The sequence below is a fragment of the Streptomyces sp. NPDC059851 genome (genome assembly GCF_042732005.1).
Classification (GTDB): domain Bacteria; phylum Actinomycetota; class Actinomycetes; order Streptomycetales; family Streptomycetaceae; genus Streptomyces.
This window is the reverse complement of the sequence record NZ_JBHWJJ010000062.1, coordinates 21,493-41,971: the sequence shown is the minus strand read 5'-3', so window position 1 is coordinate 41,971 and position 20,479 is coordinate 21,493. Positions and strand designations below refer to the sequence as shown.

The window sequence follows — 20,479 nt, the reverse complement described above, 5'->3', positions numbered from 1 at the left end:
TGGGGGAGGCCCTGGCGGATGTGGTGGGCCGGCACGAGAGTCTGCGGACGGTGTTCCCCGAGGTGGACGGTGTGCCGCGGCAGGTCGTGCTGGACCCCGGCTCGGTCGCGCTCGGGTTCGAGGTGGTCGAGGTCGACGAGGCGGGTCTTGCCGGGGCGCTGGCGGGTGTGACGCGGGCCGGGTTCGACCTGTCGGTCGAGGTTCCGCTGCGGGCGCGGTTGTTCGCGCTCGGCGAGGACGAGCACGTCCTCGCTGTGGTGATGCACCACATTGCCGGTGACGGCTGGTCGGTGGGTCCGCTGGCGCGTGATCTGGCGGCTGCGTACGCGGCCCGGTGTGGTGGTGTGGCGCCGGGGTGGGCTCCGCTGCCGGTGCAGTACGCGGACTATGCGTTGTGGCAGCGTGAGGTCCTGGGCTCTGAGGACGATCCGGACAGTGCCGTGTCGCAGCAGTTGTCGTACTGGCAGCAGACCCTGGCCGGCCTCCCGGAGGAGATTTCGCTGCCGGTGGACCGGGTGCGTCCGGTGGTGCCGAGCCACCGCGGTGGTTCCGTGCCGCTGGCGCTGGGCGCGGGTGGCCACCGTGCGTTGCGGGCTCTGGCCCGTGAGGGTGCGGCGAGCATGTTCATGGTGGTCCAGGCGGCTGTGGCCGCTGTGCTGAGCCGGCTGGGCGCGGGTACCGACATTCCGATCGGTGCTCCGATCGCGGGCCGTACGGACGACGCGCTCGACGACCTCGTCGGGTTCTTCGTCAACACCCTGGTGCTGCGCACCGACACCAGCGGCGACCCCACCTTCCGCGAACTCCTCGCGCGGGTGCGGGCCGCCGACCTGGCGGCCTACGAGAACCAGGACCTGCCGTTCGAGCGGCTCGTCGAGGTCCTCAACCCGGCCCGCTCGCTGGCACGCAACCCGCTGTTCCAGGTCATGGTCGCCCTCCAGAACCAGCAGCAGCCGACGGTCGAGTTCGACGGCCTGCAGGTGCGCGGAGCCGATTCGGGTGCGACGACGGCCAAGTTCGACCTGTCGTTCCACATGGCCGAGCGGTTCGCCGCGGACGGTGGCGCTGCGGGCATCGAGGGCGTGGTCGAGTACTCCGAGGACCTGTTCGACCGGTCCACGGTCGAGTCGCTGGTCGGCCGCCTCGTGCGGCTGCTCGAAGCCGCCGTCGCCGACCCCGACCGGCCCCTGACCCGCCTGGACATCCTCACCCCCACCGAACGCCACCGGATCCTCACCACCTGGAACGACACCGCCGCGGAAGGGTCCGCCGACACGCTCCCCGTCCTCTTCGAGGCTCAGGCAGCCCGCACGCCGGACCAGCCGGCCGTCATCTCCGCCGATGCCGTCCTGTCGTACGCCGACGTCAACACGGCGGCGAACCGACTCGCCCGGCTCCTGGCCGCCCGGGGCGCCGGTCCCGAGCGGATCGTCGCCCTGGCGCTCCCGCGGTCCGCGGACCTCGTCATCGCGATGTACGCCGTCGTGAAGACCGGCGCCGCCTACCTGCCCGTCGACCCGCAGCAGCCCGCGAGCCGCAGCATCAACGTGCTCGACGAGGCGAGGCCGGTGCTCGCGATCGGCGAGTGCGGCCTGGCCGAGACCCTGTCGCGTGAGAGCGGTGTCCCGTGGCTCGTCCTGGACGACGAGGAGGTACGACGGGAGCTGGCCGCGCAGGCGGGAACCGACCTCACCGACGCGGAGCGGACCGGGCCCCTGCTGGCGCAGCACCCCGCTTACGTGATCTACACCTCCGGATCCACCGGCCGACCCAAGGGTGTCGTCACCTCGCACGAGGCCATCGTGAACCGGTTGCGCTGGATGCAGGACGCATACCCGCAGGGACCACAGGACCGGGTCCTGCAGAAGACCCCGGCCGGATTCGACGTGTCCGTCTGGGAGTTCTTCTGGCCCCTCCAGGTGGGGGCGACCCTCGTCGTGGCCAAGCCCGACGGCCACCGGGACCCCGCCTACCTCGCCGGCCTCATCCAGGACCGGCAGATCACCACCGCGCACTTCGTGCCGTCCATGCTGAGCGCCTTCCTCGCGGAGGAGAGCGCGGCCCGCTGCCACAGCCTGCGCACCGTCTTCAGCAGCGGCGAGGCCCTGCCGCCCGAGACGGCCGAGACCTTCCGCTCCCGCCTCGGCGCGCGGCTCCACAACCTCTACGGCCCCACGGAGACCGCCGTCGACGTCACGCGCTGGGAGTACCGCAGCGAGCCGGGCGGCACCCGGGTACCCATCGGCGCCCCCGTCCGCAACACCCGCGCCTACGTCCTCGACGACGGCCTGGGCCCGGTTCCCGCCGGAACCGCCGGCGAACTGTACGTCGCGGGAACGCAGCTGGCCCGCGGGTACGTGGGCCGGCCGGGTCTGACGGGTGAGCGGTTCGTCGCGGACCCGTTCGGGGGCGGTGGCGGCCGGATGTACCGGACGGGTGACGTGGTGCGGTGGCGTGCGGACGGGAACCTGGAGTTCCTGGGGCGTGCGGACGACCAGGTGAAGATCCGTGGTTACCGGATCGAGCCGGGGGAGATCGAGTCGGCGCTGCTGTCCTGCCCGGGTGTCGCCCAGGCCGCCGTCGTGGTCCGCGAGGACCGGCCCGGCGACCGCAGGCTCGTCGCCTACGTCACCGGCGACACGGACGCCCCGCTCGACGGCGAACGGCTCCGGTCCGCCGTCGCCGACGTCCTGCCCGACTACATGACCCCTGCGGCCGTCGTGGTCCTCGCGGGTCTGCCCACCACCGCCAACGGGAAGCTGGACCGTGCGGCGCTACCCGCTCCGGACCGGCGCCCCTCGGCCTCCCGGCCCCCCGCCGGCCGTCGGGAAGAGGTGCTCTGCGCCCTGTTCGCCGAGGTCCTGGGCGTGCCCCGGGTCGGGGTCGACGACGGGTTCTTCGCCCTCGGCGGCGACAGCATCGTCGCCATCCAGCTGGTCAGCCGGGCCCGCCGGGCCGGCGTGGTCATTTCCCCGCGGGACGTCTTCCGGCACCAGACGGTCGCCCGACTGGCCCTGTTCGCCACCGACGAGCAGGAACACGACCCGGCCCGGGACGCGGCCGACGCCGCTGCCGACGCCGGTGGCCAGGCGTTCCCGACCCCGATCGCGGAATGGCTGAGGGAGACCGGCGGACCGGTGTCCGGGTTCAACCAGTCGACGCTGCTCGCCGTTCCCGCGGCGGCCGGCGAAGACGTGTGGCTGACCGCCCTGAGGGCGGTCGCGGACCGCCACGAGGTGCTGCGCGCCCGGCTCCACCGGTCCACCGAGGACTGGCGCCTGGACATCGCACCCGCCGGTACCTCCGACGTCCGCTCCTGGCTGCGCCGGGTCGACACCACCTCCGTACCGGCGGCCGACCTCGACCGGGTCGGGCGCGAAGAGGCAGCCGCCGCCGTCGGACGGCTGGACCCCGAAGCGGGGACCATGACGCAGCTGGTGTGGTTCGACGCGGGAACGGAAGCGCCCGGCCGACTGCTGTGGATCGTGCACCACCTCGCCGTGGACGTGGTGTCCTGGCGGATCCTCGTGCCTGACCTCCGGGCCGCCTTCGAAGCGGCCTCGGCCGGTGAGCCGGCACGACTGGCCCCGGTGGGCACGTCGTTCCGCCGCTGGTCGCAGGAGCTGTACGACGAGGCGCGGCGCGCGCCGCGCACCGCGGAGCTCGACCTCTGGTCCGAGCGGCTCGCGCCCGGTGAGGTCCCGCTGGGCGCCGCACCCGAGCCGGGCCGTGACACGTACGACACCGCCGCCACCCTCACCCTGGAGCTCCCGGAGGAGGAGACCGCGCAGCTGCTGTCGGCCGTGCCGGCAGCCTTCCGCGCGGGCATCGACGAAGCACTGCTGGCCACCCTCGCGCTGGCCGTCGCCGCATGGCGGGAGCGCCGCGGCCTCGGCCGGGACACCGCCGTGCTCGTGGACGTCGAAGGGCACGGACGGGAGGACGTCGTCCCGGGCGCCGACCTCTCACGCACCGTCGGCTGGTTCACCAGCCTGTACCCGGTCCGGCTCGACCCGGCCGTCGACACCGCCGACGCCTGGGCCGGCGGTCCCGCCGTCGGGCAGGCGCTGAAGCAGGTGAAGGAGCAGCTGCGGGCCGCTCCCGACCACGGCATCGGCTTCGGTCTGCTCAGGTACCTCAACCCCCGCACGGCCACCGTCCTGGCCGGCCTTCCCCGGCCCGCCATCGGCTTCAACTACCTGGGAGCCCGCGGTGCCGGGGCGGGCGGGGACTCCGTCTGGACCACCGCCGCGGACATCCGGGCGGAGGTTCCGGCACGGGACGCGAAGGCGCCGTTCGCCCACAGCCTGGAGATCAACGCCGCGACGCGGACCACCGCCGACGGCGTACGCCTGGGCGCCGCGATCGCCTGGCCGCAGGCGCTCTTCACCCGGGAGGACGTCGCCGGCCTCGCCGACCTGTGGCTGACCGCGCTGCGGTCCCTGGCGGCGCACACCGCCACCCCCGCCGCCGGCGGACTCACCCCGTCCGACGTCCCCCTCGTGGAACTGGACCAGGCGGAGATCGACGCGATCGAGGCCGGCGGGCCGGGCATCGAGGACGTCCTGCCACTGTCCCCCCTGCAGGAGGGACTGCTGTTCCACTCCCTGCTCGCGCAGGACGAGGACGACGTCTACGCGGTCCAGCTGTCGGCCGACGTGGAAGGAGCCTTCGACAGCGAGGCACTGCGGGCCGCCGCCCGTACGCTGTTGCGCCGCCACCCCAACCTCCGGGCCGGCTTCAGGCACCAGCCGTCCGGCCGTGCCGTGCAGGTCGTACCCCGCCACACCGAACCGGAATGGCGGGAGCGGGACCTCACCGGCTTCCACGGAGAGGACGTGCACACGAAACTGGAGGAGCTCCTGGAAGAGGAGCGGACCCGCCGGTTCGACCTCGCGGTGCCACCGCTGCTGCGGTTCATGGTGATCCGGCTGAGCGGGGGCCGCCACCGCGTGGTGATCACCCACCACCACATCCTGCTCGACGGCTGGTCCATGCCGCTGTTCCTGGCCGAGCTGCGTGATCTGTACGGGCTGGCCGGCGACGACTCGACCCTCCCGCCCGTGACGCCGTACCGCTACTACCTGGAATGGCTGTCCGACCGGGGACAGGAGGACAGCCTGGAGGCGTGGCGGAAGGAACTCGCAGGCCTCGACGAGCCGACCCGCGTCACCGCCGCCGAACTGCGCCGCGTACCGATGATGCCGCAGTGGCTCACGGCGGACCTCCCCGCCGACCTGTACGGCGCCCTGCGGAAGCGGGCGGCAGAGTGCGGCGTGACGCTGAACAGCATGGTCCAGCTGGCCTGGGCGGTCCTGCTCGGCAAGCTCACCGGCCGCGACGACGTCGTCTTCGGCACGACCGTCAGCGGCCGGCCGCCGGAGATCCCCGGCATCGAGTCCATGATCGGATTGTTCATCAACACCGTCCCGGTGCGGGTCCGGCTCGACCATGCCGAGAGCTGGGCGCACGCAGTGAGCCGCGTCCAGGACGAGCAGGCCGCGATGACCGGCCACCACCACGTCGGCCTGTCGGAAATCCACAAGCTGATCGGTCTGGGAGAGCTCTTCGACTCCCTCGTGGTGTTCGAGAACTACCCGGTCGACGTCACCCGAACGGACGACGCCGACGGCGCCCGCACCGTGGGCTCCCTGGGCAAGGACGCCGCCCACTACCCGCTCACGCTGGTGGCGGCGCTCACCGGCGACGGACTGCGCCTGCGCCTCAACCACCGCCCCGACGTGATCGACCCGGCCTTCGCGGAGCGCATCCTCGGCTGGTTCCGGCAGGTGCTGCACGTGCTCGCCCACGACCCCCACCAGCCGGTCGGCCGGGGCGAGTTGACCGGGCCAGACGAGCGTCGACAGCTGCTCACCGCATGGGGGGCCGGCGCAGAGCACCACGACCTGGACGGCGAGACGCTCGTCGGGCGCTTCGCCCGCGTGGTGGAACGGCAGCCCGACGCGGTGGCCGTGCGGACCGGAACACGGGAGGTCACCTACGCGGAACTGGACGCCCTCGCGAACCGGGTGGCCCACGACCTGATCGACGCCGGGGCCGTCCCCGAGAGCAGGGTCGCGGTGCTGTTCGACCGCTCCTTGGACCTGCTTGCCGCGGTGCTCGGCACGCTCAAAGCCGGCTCCGCCTACGTGCCGCTGGACCCGGACAGCCCCGCGGCCCGGTGGACGTCCATGACCGGCCGCAGCGGCGCCACCGTGCTGCTCACCGGGCCGGACCGGGCGGAACGCCTCCGCAGCCTGCCGGACCTCCCGGCCCGGGTGCTCGTCGTCGACACCGGGCGCGGTGCCGGTGCGCCGTGCGCGACGGCCCCCGCCGCGCCCGTGGCAGCGGACCAGCTCGCCTACATGATGTTCACCTCCGGCTCCACGGGAATCCCGAAGGGCGTCGCGGTGACCCACCGCAACGTCGTGAACTTCGTCGCCGACGCAGGCTGGGGCGGGGCCGCCACGGAGCGGGTGCTGTTCCACTCCCTGCACGTCTGGGATCCGGTGGCCGTGGAATGGTGGGTTCCGCTGCTTCTCGGCGGCACCGTGGTCGTCGCGCCCCCCGGCCGGCTGGACCTGGCGGAGCTCGGCGAGCTGATCGTGCGCGAGCGGATCACCGGGCTGTGGCTCTCCGCAGGACTCTTCCGGCTGCTGGCCGAAGAGAACCCGGCCTGCCTGGCCGGCGTCCACGAGATCCGCACCGGTGGTGACGTGGTGTCCGCGACCGCGGTCCGCAAGGTGCTGGACGCCTGCCCCCGAACGCTGGTGATCAACGGCTACGGGCCGACGGAGGCGACCGTGCTCGCGGCCAGGCACCCGATGCGGAGCGGGGACGCGGTTCCCGACTCCGTGCCGATCGGGCGGCCGTGGGGCGGCTCCCGGCTCTACGTCCTCGACGGGCAGCTCCGGCCGGCTCCCGCCGGGGTGACCGGGGAGCTGTACATCGCCGGCACCGGCGTGGTCCGCGGCTACCACGGCGATGCCGCGTACTCGGCCGTGCGGTTCGTGGCCGACCCGTACGGACCCGCCGGAGCACGGATGTACCGCACCGGAGACCTGGCGACGTGGCGGTCCGACGGCACGCTGGAGTTCATCGGCCGCGGCGACTCCCAATTCAAGCTGAGGGGCTTCCGGATCGAACCCGCCGAGATCGAGACGGCGCTGGCCGCGCTGCCCGGCGTCGCCACGGCGCTGGTCACCCTTCGGGAGGACCGGCCCGGCGGCCGGAGGCTCGTCGCCTACCTCACGGCGCAGCCGGGGGCCGAAGCCCCGCAGCCCGAGCGGCTGTCCGGCGCGCTGGCGGAGAGCCTGCCGGCGCACATGGTCCCCTCGGCCTTCGTCACGCTGGACGCCCTCCCGCTGACGGCAGCCGGAAAGGTGGACCGGGCGGCCCTGCCCGCCCCCGGCCACGGGCAGGGCGGAGGGGAGGGCCGCGCACCGCGGTCCGAACGGGAGGCCCTGGCGTGCACGGTGTTCGCCGAGACGCTCGGAGTGCCCGGAGTCGGCATCGACGACAACTTCTTCGAGCTGGGCGGGGACTCGCTCCGCGCCGCGTCGCTGCTGGCCCGCCTGCGGGCGCACGTCGACCCCCGGCTCACCATCGCGATGCTCTTCGAGGCGCCCACCGTCGCAGGACTCCTGGACCGTGCAGCGTCCCCGGACGCCGGCGACGGGCTGGGGATCGTCCTCCCGCTGCGCACCGGCGGGGACGAGCCGCCGCTGTTCTGCTTCCCCGCCGGCGGCGGGCTCGGCTGGCGGTACACGGAGCTGCTGCACCACCTCCCCGAGGGGCGGCCCCTGTACGCCCTGCAGGCCCCGGCGTACAGCCGACCGGGCGAACACGCCTCGTCCGTCACCGAGCTGGCAGCGCTCTACCTGCGGCACGTCCGCGCCCTGCAGCCGCAGGGCCCGTACCACCTGCTCGGCTGGTCCTTCGGCGGGCACCTCGCCCACACGGTGGCCGGCCTGCTCCGGGCCGAGGGCCAGGACGTCGCACTGCTCGCCGTGCTCGACTCCTACCCGGCCGGGGAACCGGCACCGGCGGAGCGGCCCGCGGAGCACGACGTCCTGCACGCCCTGCTCGAAGCGGTGGAGCTGGACCCGGCGCAGGCAGTCGGCGGACCGCTCACCGTCGAGACGGCCGCCGGACTGCTGCGCCGCAGCGAACTGCCGATGGCCCGGCTCGTGGAGCGCCACCTGGCGACGCTCGTCGAGACCTATCGGAACAACGTGGTGCTCCAGGGAGCGCACGAGCCGGCTCCCTTCGACGGGGACATGCTCCTCTTCGTGGCCGCCGGCGAAGCGCACCCCGGCAGCGCCGATGACTGGAAGCCGTACGTCGGCGGGACCCTCACGGCCCACGCCGTCCCCTGCGAGCACCGCGACATGCTGGGGCGCGATGCGCTCCGGCAGATCGCCGCCCCCCTCAACGCCGCGCTGCTGCCGCGGCCCGCCCGCGCATGACCACCGAGGAGAACACGGTGAAGGAGCTGTACGAACTCGGGGAGATCCCCCCGCTGGGGCACGTCCCCAGCCACATGTACGCGGCGGTCATCCGTCCCGAACGGTACGGACCGCCGTCCCAGGCCATGCAGCTGGAGACCGTACCGGTTCCCGAGGCGGGACGCGGCCAGGTCGTGATCATGATGATGGCCTCCGGAGTGAACTACAACGGCGTGTGGGCAGGTCTCGGCACCCCGGCCGACGTCATCGCCGCCCGCCGCAAGCAGGGTGACCCGGACGACTTCCACATCGCGGGCTCCGAGGGGTCCGGCGTGGTCTGGGCCGTCGGCGAGGGGGTCCGCCAGCTCAAGGTCGGCGACCACGTCATCGTCGGCGGCGTCTGCTGGGACGAGTCGGCGCCCGACATCCGCCTCGGTGTCGATCCCATCGCCTCGCGCTCGCAGCGCGCGTGGGGGTACGAGCTGAACCACGGCTCCTTCGCCCAGTTCACGGTCGCCGACGAATACCAGTGCCACCTGAAGCCGGCCCATCTGACCTGGGAGGAGGCGGGGTGCTTCCTCGCGGGGGGATCGACCTCCTACCGCCAACTCTGCGGATGGGCGCCCCACGTGGTCCGCCCCGGCGACCCGGTCCTGATCTGGGGCGGATCGGGCAGCCTGGGCTCGATGGCGATCCAGATCGTCAGGCACTTCGCCGGCATCCCCATCGCGGTGGTGTCCGACGAGGCCAAGGCGGAGTACTGTCTGAAGCTCGGCGCCAAGGGCGTCATCAACCGCAGGGATTTCACCCACTGGGGCCGGCTGCCGGACTCCGACGACACCGAGGCCTACGGGGCCTGGCTCGACGGCGCCCGCGCCTTCGGCCGCGCCTTCTGGGACGCGCTCGGAGAACGACGCTCGCCCCGCATCGTCCTGGAGCACCCGGGCGCGGACACCCTGCCGACCTCCGTCTACCTGTGCGACCACGCCGGAATGGTCGTGACCTGCGCGGGGACCAGCGGCTACAACGGCGACCTCGACCTGCGCTACCTGTGGATGTTCCAGAAGCGGCTCCAGGGGTCGCACGCCGCGAACGTCCAGGAGACCAAGGCGATCATCGACCTGGTGGGATCGGGCCGGATCGACCCCTGCCTGAGCATCACGCTGCCGTTCCGGGACATCGCCCACGCGCACCAGCTCGTCTACGAGAACCGCCACCCCGCCGGGAACATGGCCGTCCTCGTCAACGCACCCACCACCGGCCTGACCGGCCTGCCGGCATGACCCCCGGCGCACCCGTCTTCCGTTCCAACGAAGGAGAAACGTCATGAGCAACCCGTTCGAGAACCCCGAGGGCACCTACCTGGTCCTGGTCAACGACGAAGGCCAGCACTCCCTGTGGCCGGACTTCGCCGAGATCCCGGACGGCTGGGACGTGGCCAAGGCGGCCGACACCCGCCAGGCCTGCCTCGACTACATCGAGCAGAACTGGACCGACATGCGGCCCAAGAGCCTCATCGCAGCGATGGGCGGCTGAAGCGGATGTCTGCCGAGCTCCTGACGAAGTTCCTGCTGTGCGCGGTCACGATGATCGTCGTGTGCCGGCTGCTCACCGCCGTCATGGCCCGGCTGAACCAGCCGCCCGTGGTTGCGGAGATGCTCACCGGTATCGCGCTCGGCCCTTCGCTGTTCGGCCTGCTCCTGCCGGACGCCCAGGAGTGGATGTTCCCGGACCAGTCACGTCCGGTCCTGTACGCCCTGGGTCAGATGGGCATCGCCTTCTACATGTTCCTCGTGGGGCTGGAGTTCAGCAGTTCTCTGTCCAAGAGCAGCGGACTGCTCCGGCGCTGCATCTCCGTCTCCCTGGCGGGCATCTCCGTGCCCTTCGTCCTCGGAGTCGGCGTCACCGCCTGGCTCTTCAGCAGCCGGCCGGAGATGGTGCCCGCGGTCGGCAGCACCTCGGGCGTCCTCTACATCGGCATCGTCGTCTCCATCACGGCGCTGCCCATGCTGGCCCGTATCATCGAGGAGCGCGGCCTGCTCGGCTCGCGGACCGGCACGATCGCGCTGGGTGCGGGAGCCATCGACGACGTCGTGGCCTGGCTGGGCATCGGCCTGATGCTCACCCTCACGGCGTCCGGTGAGGTCAGCCCCCTCGTCACCGCCCTGGGCTTCGCGGTCTTCGCGGCCGTCCTGTTCGGCGTGGTGCGCCCCGGTGTACGGCACTACCTCGCCCGGTCCGAAAGCCGGCAGGACACCGGCACCGGCTTCCTCACCCTGGTCTGCGCCCTGCTGTTCGCTGCGTGCGCGGTCACCGAGTTCCTCGGCCTCCACGTGGTGATCGGTGCCTTCGCCCTCGGCCTGGCCTTCCCCAAGAGCGAGGCGCTGTCCCGGTGGTCGGCCACCGTGCGGCCCTTCGCCGTCGGCGTGCTGCTGCCCTTCTACTTCGTCTACACCGGCCTGCGCACCGACATCCAGCTGCTCGGCTCCGTCGCCATGGTGACCGGGGTGCTGCTCTTCCTGGCCGCGTCCGTGGTCGGCAAGCTCGGGGCCTGCACGGCCGCCCAGCTGTGGCACGACCGGGACTGGGTGCAGGCCGCCCAGGTCGGTGTGCTGATGAACACGCGCGGCCTGATCCAGCTCGTCGCCCTCAACATCGGCCTGGAGGCCGGACTGCTCACCAGCACCGTGTTCGCCCAGCTGGTCGTCGTGGCCGTGATCACCACCGTCATGACGAGCCCGGGCCTGAGCCTGGTCGAGCGGCTGCAGCGCAAGCGGAGCATCAAGGCACCGCCGGCACCCGCCCGGGACGCCGTAGGCGTCTCCTGACCGACTCCCTGCACATCCCTGGACACCGAACCCGCTGAAAGGCAAGAACATGACCGCAATGACGACCTCGCCCCGCGAAGCACTGCAGACGAACGGATTCGTCGGACCGTTCCCCCGCTTCGCTTCCGAGGACACCATCGGAGAACTCCGGGAGTTCTTCCGCGACGTGCTCGACAACCAGCCGGTCCATCCGCTGTACGACCGCTACTCGGTCCGTGACTGGCACCTCGTCAACGAGAAGGTCCGCGAACTCCTGACCGCACCCGAGCTGATCAAGTCGCTGCAGGAAGCCACCGGGGCGGACTCCCTCGTCCTGTGGCGCAGCAAGCTGTTCGAGAAGTTCCCCGGCGACGGCGCGATCGACTGGCACCAGGAGTACGGGTACTTCGACGGCGAGGAGATCGGCGGCCACCGGCCCGCGCTCTTCCCGATGAACCCGTCGAGCCAGTGGGGCTGGACGCTCTGGCTGCCGCTGACCGACGTCTCCGACGACGACGGGGTGATGGAGTTCGTCAAGGGATCGCAGCGGACGGCCTACCCCAAGCGGATGGTCACCCTCAGCGAGTCGGGTGCCTACGTCGACCCGCGCAACCGGATCAAGTCCAAGGAGGAGCTGCTCACCCGGGCCAAGAACAACAGCCTGATCCTCGACATCGACACGCGACGGGTGTTCGACGGCGTGGACCCCGACCAGCACTCCCTCGACGACCTCTTCGACCTCTTGACCGAGCGCTGCGCCGGCCTGCTCGCCGTGGTCACCGAGCCCTTCGAGGTCGGCCCCGGGGACACCCAGACCATGCCGATGAACGCGGGCGAGTACATCATCTTCAGCGAGCGCTGCATGCACCGCTCCCGCGCCTCCAAGCCGGACGCGCGGCTCCGGCTCGCCGTGAACGCGCGGTACACCCTGGGCGACACGTGGGTCTACCCGCAGCGCGCCACGGGTGACACGTACGACGGGTCGAACCTCGACATCAGCCGGCACAAGTGCATCCCGGTGCTGGGCGAAGGCTTCAACCCGGCCAACGCCTACCTCTGACCGGCCCGGCTCCTGCACCCCCGACACCCCGACCCGGTATGCCCGGGCCGGGGTGTCGGGCTGTGCGGGCGCCGTCCGGCCGTACGGACCCTCCGGTGGGCGGCGCACACGCAGAAGGCGTGCCCGGTACCCCGGACACGCCTTCATGCGGCAGTGATCAGTACGACTTCGGCAGACCGAGGGTGTGGTGTGCCACGAAGTTGAGGACCATTTCGCGGCTGACCGGAGCGATCCGGGCCACCCGCGAGAGTGCCAGCAGCGAAGCGAGGCCGTACTCGGCGGTGAGCCCGTTGCCGCCCAGGGTCTGCACCGCCTGGTCGACCGCCCCGGCGGCTGCCTCGGCCGCGGCGTACTTGGCCATGTTGGCGGCCTCGGCGGCGGCCTCTTCGAGCCGGCGGTCGTACAGATGGGCCGCCTTGCGCATCATCAGCTGCGCCAGGTCCAACTCTATGCGGTTCCGGGCCAGCGGATGGGCGATGGCCTGGTGGGCGCCGATCGGAACCGACCAGACCTGCCGGGTACGGGCGTACTCCACCGCCGTGTCCAGGGCGTGCCGGCCCATCCCGACGGCGAAGGCGGCCATCATGACCCTCTCCGGATTCAGCCCGGCGAACAACTGCGGCAGTCCCGCGACCTCGTTGCCGACCAGGGCGTCGGCGGGCAGCCGGACATCGTCCAGGAAGAGCTGGAACTGCTTCTCGAAGGCCGAGAGTTCCATCTCGACTTCGCGGAACTCGAAACCGGGCGTCTCGCGCGGCACGATGAACAGGCACGGCTTCAGCCTGCCGTCGGCGCCACCGCTCGCGCGGCCGACGACGAGCGTGGCATCGGCCGTGTCCACACCGGAGACGAAGACCTTGCGGCCGGTCAGGAGCCAGTCCGTGCCGTCCCGGTGCGCGGTGGTGGTGATGCGGTGGCTGTTGGACCCGGCGTCCGGCTCGGTGATCCCGAAGGCCATCCGGACCGTTCCGTCGGCCAGGCCGGGGAGCCACCGCTGCTTCTGCTCGGCGGTGCCGAACCGGCTGATGATCGTGCCGCAGATGGCCGGCGACACGGCGAGCATCAGCAGGGGGCAGCCCGCTGCGCTCAGCTCCTCCAGCACGATGGCCAGCTCGGTGATCCCGCCACCGCCCCCGCCGAACTCCTCGGGCAGATTGACGCCGAGGTAGCCCAGCTTCCCGGCCTCGGCCCACAGTTCCTCGGCCCACCCGCTGCCGGCCGAGCGGTCGCGGTGTCCGGCGAGCGCGGCGACGGCCGCGCGCAGCGCCCGCTGTTCGGCGCTTTCCAGGAAGAGGGCGTCCGCCGCACCGGCCGCGGCCGCCGCAGAGCTGCCGGTCAAGACCGCGCTCCTTCCGCGGCCCGGGTCGAGTCCCGGCCGGTCCGTTCGGCGTCCAGCGCGGCCAGGACCTCGGCGGTGTGTTCACCGTGCCCCGGTGCGGCGCTGCGCAGGGAGTCGAGGCCGGAGCCGAACACGACGGGGAAGCGCACTTGGTGCCTGGGGGGCTCGCCGTTCGAGCCGGGCAGGGAGCCCACCAGCTCGCGGGCCGCCACGTGTTCGTCCGCGAGGACCTCGGCGGTGCTCTCGTAGACCGGCGCCCACGGCAGGTCGAGTGCGGAGAGGGCCTCGGACCACCAGGCGAGGTCGCGCTGCGCGAAGATCCCCGTGAGCAGCGCCCGCACCTGCCTCTTGGCACGCGTCCGGTCCGCCCGGCGGTCGTACCTGCCGTCTGCGAGTGCGGGGAACTCGGGGGCGAGGGCCCGGCGGAAGGTGAGCCAGAACTTGTCCTCGAACGTCGCGAGGGAGATGCGGCGCCCGTCGGCGAGGAGGAACACGTCGTTGTCCCCCGTGACGAGGGGACTGTCGGCTGCGGCCCGGTCCTCCCGGAGCGGCGGAGTGAGCGCGCCGGACCAGGCGGCGGCCGCCTCGTGCAGCGACACGTCCAGGTGCTGGCCCTCGCCCGTGGTCCGCGCCGCGGTGACCGCCACGGTGGTGGCGAACGCCGCGTACATGGCGCCCGCCATGTCCGCGACCCGTATGCCGACCCGGTCGACGACCGCGTCCGGGCGGTGCGGGACTCCGAAGAAGCCGGACAGGGCGAGGAAGTTCAGGTCGTGGCCGGGCCGTCCCGCGTAGGGGCCGGTCTGGCCGTAGCCGCTGATCGAGCAGAGCACGATCCGGGGATTGGCGGCGCGCAGCTGCCCGTAGCCGAGCCCCATGCCCTCAAGGACCCCCGGACGGTGGCTCTCCACGACCGCATCACTGCGCTCCACCAGGCGCAGGAGGGTCTCCCGGCCGGCCTCTTCGCGCAGGTCCAGCACCACGGACCGCTTGTTGCGGTTCAGCGCGGCGAAGGCGTCGGGGTCGACGGTCCGGCCGTAGTCGCCCCCGTTCGGGCTTTCTATCTTGATGACGTCAGCGCCGAGGTCCGCCAGCATGAGCGTGGCGAAGCCTCCCGGCAGCAGCCGCGAAAGGTCCAGGACGCGCAGCCCGCGCAGGCCCGGCCAACCAGTCGTCGGATCGACCGGCATCAGCACCTACCTCCTCGCACCCGCCGCCCTCCCTGCGAGGACGGCTTCCAGGAGGCGCAAGCTATCGGCGGCACAGCGCGGGCCGCTTGACAGTGCCTGTACGGGCTGCTGCCGGTGGCGGCTGCTACAGGTAGCCGAGGGCCCTGCAGTGGTCGGCGAGGTCCTCGGGTACCTCGTCGGGGGACGGGAGCCGGCGGTGGGGCTGGATCACCCCGGAGGAGATCTTCTCGTGCCAGTCGCCGAGGAACATCCGGAAGGCGCCGTGGTCGTGGCTCCCGTACTCCAGCATGGTGGCCTCCCACGGGATTCCGAGGTACTCGCAGAGGGCCTTGGTGACGGTCTCCGGGGAGGTCGTCAGGTCCTCGTAACGGACGGTGATGCCGTCCAGGTGGGCGCGGGCCTCGGCCACCGCCTCGACCATCGGGGCGAGCTGTTCGAGCGCGCTGCTGCGGATCTTCTCCTCCACCTCCTGCGCGCTGTACGGGAGCGACCGGTCCGCCAGCTGGCCGCGGAAGATCTCGGCCAGCGAGTCCAGCACGTGCAGGGGGTGGCGGAGGAGGAAGACGTACCTGGCGCGCGGCCAGCATGCGGAGATGCGCCGCCACATGCCGGCATTGCCCGGCGTCTTCTCCACCAGGACGTTCTTCCCGCTGGCCTCCAGCTGGTGGTGGAGCAGCCGGTCCCAGAGCATGTGCTCCAACTCGGTTCCCGAAAGCCCCATTTCGTCCGCCGCCGCCACCGCCGGCGGGGTCTCGACGGCGACCCGGAACCCTCCCAGGTGCATCTCGTGGCCGGCGTACACCTGGGAATGCGTGTTGAGTACGCACCGCAGCAGCGTCGACCCCGACCGTACCGTCGAGATGACGAAGACCGGCGATTCCACGAGTCGGGGGGCGGGTCCGGTGCGGGCGTCTGTGGACGTGTCCATGACGAGCTCCTTGCAGGTCGTTCCGGGTCGGGGATCCGCCCGGGGCGGCCGGGGCGCACTGCGGTGTTCGGCCGCCCGGCAGACGGTCCGTGGACGCTACAGGGTGGAGGCGGGCCGCTACTGGACCTGTCCTGTATCCCGAAGCTGCCTCTTTCGGGGGTCGCCGGGCGCGTGCGAGAAATGCTTGTACCTCCCTGCCGTGTACCGCATAAGGAGTCCCAGGTGCCCTCGACACTCTCACCGCGCAACACGACCCACGTCTCCGCACGCCGGCAGCGCGACCGGCTCCTCGTCCGGGTGGAGCGGCGGATCGAGGAGTTCCTCGCTGACGAACAGCAGCGGTGGGCGGCGATCGAGCCGGCCTCGGCCGAACTCCTCGACTGCGTCGCGGACATGTTCGGCAGCGGGGGGAAGCGGATGCGGCCCGCCTTCTGCATCGCAGGCCACCTCGCGGCCGGCGGCGACCCGGACGACCCGGTGGTCGTCGACGTCGCGGCGGCGCTGGAGCTGCTGCACAGTTTCGCCCTGCTGCACGACGACGTGATGGACGCCTCGGAGCGGCGCAGGAACAGACCCACGGCACACGTGGTGCACGAAGAGCTGCACGGGCGGCGCGGATGGCGGGGCGAGGGCCGCCGGTACGGCGAGGCGGTCGCCGTCCTCGCCGGAGACCTGGCTCTCGTGTACGCGGAGCGCCTGCTCGCCGACTGCCCGCCCCACGCCCGCCGCATCTGGGCGGAACTGTGCACCGAGCTCATGATCGGGCAGTTCCTCGACCTGCGCAGTGCCGCTCAGTTCAGCGCGGATCCGGAGCGGGCCCGCTGGATCGCCCTGCTGAAGTCCGGCCGCTACACCGTCTCCCGTCCGCTGGCGCTCGGAGCCGCTCTGGCAGGAGGGGAGGGGCTCCTCGCGCCGTTCGAGGAGTACGGGCTGGCGGTGGGCGAGGCCTTCCAGCTCAGGGACGACCTGTTGGACGTGTTCGGCGATGCGGAGCTCACCGGCAAGCCCGCCCGGCTGGACTTCAAGCAGCACAAGATGACCCTCCTGATGTCCCTGGCCCTGCGGGACGTGCCCGCGGTGCAGGCGCTGTTCGCCGAAGACGGCACGGCACCGGACCCGGACGTCCTGCACCGCCTGCTCGTCACCGCCGGCGTCCGCGACCGGGTGGAGGCGGTCATCGGGGAGCGCGTCGACGCGGCCGGCCGGGCCATCGGCGAGGCCCTCACCGCCGAGTGGGCGGCCGAGTTGCGCACCATGGCGGCGGAGGCGGCCTACCGGACCGGCTGACCGGTCGGGCTTTTCCCCCGCGGGGCGCCGGCCGGCGACGCGAATCGACACGGCCCCCCTGAAGGGCGTTCGGCCCCCAGCGGAATGGCCCAGGGGACGTTCGAGCCCTTCTGGGACGAGCGCGGAGCGTGTTCACTCGTGATTCGGGTCCGCACGTCGGCGACAGCGGGGCGGACCGGTCGTCGGGGGACCCCCGCCGAGAGGGACGGCGCTCCTGGGCGGTGGCGGGTCCGGGCAACTGAGTACGGTCGAGCGACCGCCGCAGCGGCGAGCGTCGCCGCGCGGTGGCGGTGGCCGCCTGAGGGGCCGGGTCGGGGCATGGGCCGCCCCCCTCCGTCACGTCGGCCGTCGGCCGGCCGTCACGTCGGCCGTCCCGCCGCGGCCGTGGCACGACGTGCGCCCCTGGAACCACGAATCCGCGGTTCACCGGCCCGCGCGAGGCGAGGGCGCGGGCGGGTGAACCGACCGAGGGTCACGGACTGAGGGTCCGTTCACTTGACGGGGACGGCGTCCTTCGGGGAGGTGTGCCAGTTGGTGACGATCGGGCGGTCGACCGTGATGGTGCCGACCGGCAAGGACGCGGGGTTGGGGTCGTCGTTGCCGACGGCGACGATGATGCTGTCCAGTTCCTTGCCGCCGTTCTCCTTGGTGGTCTTCGGGTTCACTCCGGCGTAGGCGGCGGTGTTCCCGCTCAGCTTGATCTGCTTGCCGACGGCCTGCTCCGCGGGGCCCGCCTTGGTGCCGTCGGACCCGAAAGCCACGGTGGGCAGCACGGCGGGCAGGTAGCAGGTGATCCCGGGCTTTGCCTTCGCGGTGATCAGGATGTAACCGCCGGCCTGGCTTTCGGACTTGGTGCTCCAGGCGATGTCGTTGGCGCCGCAGGTCTGCCCGACCGGCTTGCCGTTGCCGGAGCCGGCCTCCTCCGCGGTTCCCTTGCCCGTCGCGCCGGAGCTCTTGCCGTTGCCTCCCTGGCTGGTGTCCGCCGTCGACGAGCCGGCCGGGGTGCCCGTTTTGCCGGCCGAAGCGGTGGAGGAAGAGTCTTGCGCGGCGCCGGCGTCCGTGGCGGCGTCGGAGTTCTGGCAGGCCGTCGTCATCAGCAGGGCTCCGCCGACGAGTGCTGCGGAGACGAGGAAGGCCTTGCGACGGTTGCCGGACATGGAAGAGCCCCTTGGTGGTCCGTGGTCTGTGATCGAGGCCGAAGCGGTTAGGTTCCTCGGCGCTTGTTCGATCACTATGACCGAGCCGTGAGCCGGGGGATCCCGGCGTCTTCGTTCCAGGACACCGCTGTCGCAGACCGGTTACATGATCACGAAGTATCTGCGGCCGGCGACGGCCCCATGCCGCCGAGCAGGCGGTCCACGAGGAGTTCGGGGTAGCCGGAGGCCGGCGGGTCGATGCCGAAGATGGCTGGCAGGTAGAGCGGTGCGACGAGCTGGTCGATGGTCTGGTCGAGGGGCGGCGGGTCTCCCCGCGGGCAGCGGCCCGCTCGCGGATGCGCTCGACGGCGTGGATGCGGCGTTCGAAGTGCTGTGCGCGATCCCTGCTCCTGGGCGCTGCCTGGCATGGACAGGGCGACGGCTCGCACGAGCAGCCGGCCTTCGGGCTTGCGGATGGCGGCGACGCCGGCTTCGGCCCACGCCGTCAGGTCGCCGCGCGCGGAGTGCACCCTCATGCTCAGCGGCACGGACGCCGACCGCAACCTCGGCAGCGCCCGCTGACGACTGCGACCGCACCGAATCCCGAGGCCCACTCCAGCGACCAGGCGCGGCCAGGCCGTCACGAGTGCGGCATGACAGGCCGGCGCCGGGTGGACGCCGTCCGCGGCCCAGTACTCCTGGCCGATCTCGCCTACCAGAGCGGCGACCCCTGGGTGAGTACCGGCATCAAGACGCAGGCCACTGAAGGGACTCACCCTCACGGAGAAGACCGTCAACCGGGCCCTGGCCGCGGCGCGGGCACCGGTCGAGCGCCGCGTCGCACGCCTGAAGTCCGGCGCGGGCGGGGAGGGGGCTCGGCTGGTGCTGTGCGGGACGGCCCGACGTGCAGGGGCAGGGGCAGGTTTGCACCTGCCGTAGCGTTATGTGGTCAGGTGGAGCTGTCCTCGTTCGTGTGTGAAAGGTCCTTCACTGATGCCCATGTCCTTCTTCGTGTCGCGTCAGGCCAAGATCGGTGACGTGGCAGCCCTCGTGGGCACGACACCGCGGGCGATCCGGCACTACCACGACATGGGCTTGATCCCCGAGCCCGGACGGGGCGGCGACGGCCGCCGCCGCTACGGCTTCCAGGACGTGGTCCGGTTGCTGTGGATCAGGAAGATGGCCGACGCGGGAATCGCCCTGAACGACATCCGTGACGCCTTCACCACCACCGTGACCGGGATTGGGACCGGGACCGGCGAGAGTGAAGGGGAGGGCGTAGAGGCCACCTTGGCCCGGCTGGAGGAGGCCCTCGCCGCCCAGGAGGCGGAGCTTGCCCGCCAGCGGGCCCGCGTGCAGCGGATGCGTGCCGAGGGCAGCCGGATGGGCCTGCTCTCCGAGGCGGTCACCGGCCGTCTGAAGAATCTTCCCGAAGGCTCGCTGCGCCAGTCCGACCTGGACGCCCTGCTCGTCACCGAGCGGATCTTCGGCCCTCTCGGCGCGGCCGTGCAGGCATCCCGGTTCATCGCGCTGGCCACCCATCCCGAACTTCGGGCCGAGTCCGACCGCGTGGACACCGGCGAGGAAGCACTCGACGACACCGTCGCCGTCGACGACCCGCGCGTCGCCGAGACGGCCGCCCAGCGCCACGCCTTCGAGAAGACCCTGATGACGGTGATCGAAGAGTCCGGGATCGCGGAGGAGGAAGCAGTCCTCCTCGACGCCCTGGACACCGCTTGCCCCGACGGCGCCGGAGACACACCGGAGCCGGACGCCAAGCACGGCGGCATGAGCGCCTTCGAGGCGGTCACCAAGCTGCCCCACGACTTCTCCCCGGCTCGAGTGCGCTGCGCGGAAATGGCCCAGGAACTCGCCACCCGCGACTGAGTGACGGGAGACCACGACGTCCTCACCGGTGGATCCCCTTCTTCGGCTGCCTGCGCGCTCGTCACGGCGAGGAAGGCGTGTGCGAGCATGGCCAGGGTGATGTGCCGGTACCAGCCGACGTAGCGGCGGACCTCGTACTCGTCCAGGCCGCACTCGTTCTTCGCAGCCTGGAAACACTCTTCGATCACCCACCGGGTGCCGGCGACGCGCACCAGTTCGTCGACGGTGACGTCCAGCGGCGCGTAGGCGAGGTAGTAGGCGATGTCGTCTGGTCGGCTCGGGCTGCGTCGTGCCAGTGCCCACCGTCGGCGGATCAGCACGCCGTCGCGGTGGTCGTATTCGTATGCGTCCACCGGGCGCAACTGCATCGTCGCGTCGGTGGAACGACGGACAGCGTC

The 20,479-nt window shown here is 71.9% G+C and carries 12 protein-coding genes and 1 pseudogene; 7 read left to right on the top strand and 6 right to left on the bottom strand.

The features are described 5' to 3' along the window. The first annotated feature begins 11 nt into the window (after window positions 1–11). The 5 genes from ACFV7Q_RS21520 to ACFV7Q_RS21500 are packed head-to-tail and all read left to right on the top strand — an operon-like array spanning window position 12 to window position 12,314. Window positions 12–8,468 (top strand): amino acid adenylation domain-containing protein, encoded by an 8,457-nt coding sequence (locus ACFV7Q_RS21520; RefSeq protein WP_385430610.1) that lies wholly within the window; start codon window positions 12–14, stop codon window positions 8,466–8,468. Further along, the gene (ccrA, locus tag ACFV7Q_RS21515; protein WP_385430606.1) at window positions 8,465–9,730 is read left to right on the top strand and encodes a crotonyl-CoA carboxylase/reductase; all 1,266 of its coding nucleotides are present in this window, start codon (window positions 8,465–8,467) and stop codon (window positions 9,728–9,730) included. The genes ACFV7Q_RS21520 and ccrA overlap by 4 nt, the downstream gene beginning before the upstream one ends. A 43-nt stretch (window positions 9,731–9,773) precedes the next feature. Continuing rightward, on the top strand, window positions 9,774–9,983 hold the full coding sequence (locus ACFV7Q_RS21510; RefSeq protein ID WP_385430605.1) for an MbtH family protein: 210 nt from the start codon (window positions 9,774–9,776) through the stop codon (window positions 9,981–9,983). Window positions 9,984–9,988: 5 nt separating this feature from the next. Beyond that, complete coding sequence (locus tag ACFV7Q_RS21505; RefSeq protein ID WP_385430603.1) at window positions 9,989–11,275, top strand: cation:proton antiporter; 1,287 nt, start codon at window positions 9,989–9,991, stop codon at window positions 11,273–11,275. 49 nt (window positions 11,276–11,324) lie between these two features. Then, a complete protein-coding gene (locus tag ACFV7Q_RS21500; protein WP_385430601.1) occupies window positions 11,325–12,314 on the top strand; it encodes a phytanoyl-CoA dioxygenase family protein in 990 nt (329 codons plus the stop codon). 157 nt (window positions 12,315–12,471) lie between these two features. On the opposite strand, the gene ACFV7Q_RS21495 is transcribed toward ACFV7Q_RS21500, so the two are convergent. From ACFV7Q_RS21495 to ACFV7Q_RS21485, 3 genes are all read right to left on the bottom strand, one after another. Next, a complete protein-coding gene (locus ACFV7Q_RS21495; protein WP_385430600.1) occupies window positions 12,472–13,653 on the bottom strand; it encodes an acyl-CoA dehydrogenase family protein in 1,182 nt (393 codons plus the stop codon). Then, a complete protein-coding gene (locus ACFV7Q_RS21490) occupies window positions 13,650–14,843 on the bottom strand; it encodes a CaiB/BaiF CoA transferase family protein (protein WP_385430598.1) in 1,194 nt (397 codons plus the stop codon). The genes ACFV7Q_RS21495 and ACFV7Q_RS21490 overlap by 4 nt, the downstream gene beginning before the upstream one ends. 124 nt (window positions 14,844–14,967) lie before the next feature. Beyond that, complete coding sequence (locus ACFV7Q_RS21485; protein WP_385430596.1) at window positions 14,968–15,771, bottom strand: sulfotransferase family protein; 804 nt, start codon at window positions 15,769–15,771, stop codon at window positions 14,968–14,970. Window positions 15,772–15,993: 222 nt separating this feature from the next. Here ACFV7Q_RS21485 and ACFV7Q_RS21480 point away from each other — a divergent pair, with 222 nt between their 5' ends. Beyond that, window positions 15,994–17,058, top strand: coding sequence for a polyprenyl synthetase family protein (locus tag ACFV7Q_RS21480; protein WP_385430594.1), 1,065 nt, complete (start codon window positions 15,994–15,996; stop codon window positions 17,056–17,058). 491 nt (window positions 17,059–17,549) lie between these two features. On the opposite strand, the gene ACFV7Q_RS21475 is transcribed toward ACFV7Q_RS21480, so the two are convergent. Further along, window positions 17,550–18,215, bottom strand: coding sequence for a hypothetical protein (locus ACFV7Q_RS21475; protein ID WP_385430592.1), 666 nt, complete (start codon window positions 18,213–18,215; stop codon window positions 17,550–17,552). Window positions 18,216–18,364: 149 nt separating this feature from the next. Then, window positions 18,365–18,730 carry a TetR/AcrR family transcriptional regulator C-terminal ligand-binding domain-containing protein gene (locus ACFV7Q_RS21470; protein ID WP_385430590.1) on the bottom strand — a complete coding sequence of 122 codons (366 nt, stop codon included), beginning with the start codon at window positions 18,728–18,730 and terminating at the stop codon, window positions 18,365–18,367. A gap of 457 nt (window positions 18,731–19,187) precedes the next feature. On the opposite strand from ACFV7Q_RS21470, the gene ACFV7Q_RS21465 reads away from it, so the two are divergent. Next, entirely contained in the window at window positions 19,188–20,081 is an 894-nt protein-coding gene (locus ACFV7Q_RS21465; protein ID WP_385430588.1) for a MerR family transcriptional regulator, read from the top strand. A 32-nt stretch (window positions 20,082–20,113) separates the two neighbouring features. On the opposite strand, the pseudogene ACFV7Q_RS21460 reads toward ACFV7Q_RS21465, so the two are convergent. Then, window positions 20,114–20,386: pseudogene (locus tag ACFV7Q_RS21460) on the bottom strand (IS701 family transposase); the annotation flags it as partial. Window positions 20,387–20,479 lie beyond the last annotated feature (93 nt).